General features: G+C 54.5%; 1 protein-coding gene. It reads right to left on the bottom strand.

All coding sequences use genetic code 11. From position 1 onward, the window contains the following. Positions 1-378 precede the first annotated feature (378 nt). Positions 379-540 carry a hypothetical protein gene (locus tag D9599_RS30605; RefSeq protein ID WP_198385113.1) on the bottom strand — a complete coding sequence of 54 codons (162 nt, stop codon included), beginning with the start codon at positions 538-540 and terminating at the stop codon, positions 379-381. Between the last annotated feature and the right edge of the window lie 834 nt (positions 541-1374).

Here is a 1374-nt window from a genome sequence, read left to right as displayed (position 1 = left end):
CTGCGTGCTAATGTCATTGCTTACCTCTACCTCGCGCGACTGCGAGGTGAGCCGCTATGGAGACAAGAGCAAGCAAGAGTTGCAGAGGCAGTAGGCGAAAAGAACACTTCTTCTAAAAGCCAGCTTCTCCTGGCGCCAATCTGTCATTATATTCCTTGTATTTGCATGTAGGGAAGATGTTTGTTCTTGATGCTGCGACTATCTGGAGAGTGTGTTGGATTGTGAGTCAGAAGTACTGCATCCCGCGTGCTGTTACGGCGGACTGGTTATTTTTCACCTGCACAACACTGTTCCTGATAAAGGTGAAACAGGTGTTAATCCTCCACGTGGGCGAGAATGTAGGTTTCACTGCGTACCAGCAGGTCTGGTCTGTTATGATCAGGCGTCCAGATCCATAACCTCCAGTTCGGCCTCGACCGCGAAGACGAACACCTCGATGTCGGCCAGGACATCCCAGCCGTCATCGCGGCGAGACCGGGGAACACGTTGGGCAGAAGGGGTTGACCGATCAGCGATGCATTGGATGCTGATGCGAGACATCGGCCCAACATGCTCAGCCCAGGTTGCCCGTACAATCTATGTCTCGGAACCGGCCCAAACACCCCACGTCATTTCGCATTCAGATTTCTAGCTGGCTCGCGGGAGCCCCATAGCAGCCTCATAGGTGTCAAGCTGCGCATCAGTAAGTTCAGTAAGTTGGAGCAAGTGCAGCGCCCCATCTCGCGCTCGACTGACCAAACGGCCAACTACCTCACCGACGAGCACAACGCGCCAGACGTTCTCTGCGGATAGCGGCTGCTGCTCAGCGATGGCCGCGAGGGTCCCAATCACACTGTGACCCGATGACCTTTCGCCAAGCTGAGGCGGCTGGCAAGTGCGCGGTCGCTCCGGTGTATCCGCAACTATGTGAAGATGTCTGACACGAGCACGTGCAGGGCTCAACGGTTTGTCACCCATGGTCAAGCGTCTCACAACCACGATGCCTCATCGCCCTTTACAGTAATAGCCAGCTCACAAGAATTCTATACATAATTCTGTAACGAGTAGCTTTTTTCCAGCGCAGAGCGGTTCAGACCAGGACTACTGCTTATTCGTAATTACCTCTACTTCCCGTTACGCACCGAAATGGTCCGTTTCGAAGACACATTATATCGATTTGCGATTGCTCCTGGTCATCACCAATTACCAGAAAAGACAGGCCTATTCGGCTGATATGAAGGTCGCGACAAGGCGTCCGATGATCTTCCAGAGGCCATCTACGGTTCGCTCGGCAGCCTTGCGCGCGCCTGTGGCTGCCGCGGTTCGCCATAACAAAGAGATCGCCTAGAGGCTGTTACGCACTGGCGGCGGGTTCGGCGGCGCGCTTGAGGAGCA

The sequence above is a fragment of the Roseomonas sp. KE2513 genome (assembly GCF_016107305.1).
Classification (GTDB): Bacteria; Pseudomonadota; Alphaproteobacteria; order Acetobacterales; family Acetobacteraceae; genus Roseomonas.
Note: the sequence above shows the minus strand (reverse complement) of the source record. Positions and strands in the feature narration are given on the sequence as shown.

Bases quoted from the DNA above. Each gene is read 5' to 3' on its own strand.
- D9599_RS30605 (WP_198385113.1), bottom strand. From the start codon at position 540: ATGTCTCGCATCAGCATCCAATGCATCGCTGATCGGTCAACCCCTTCT.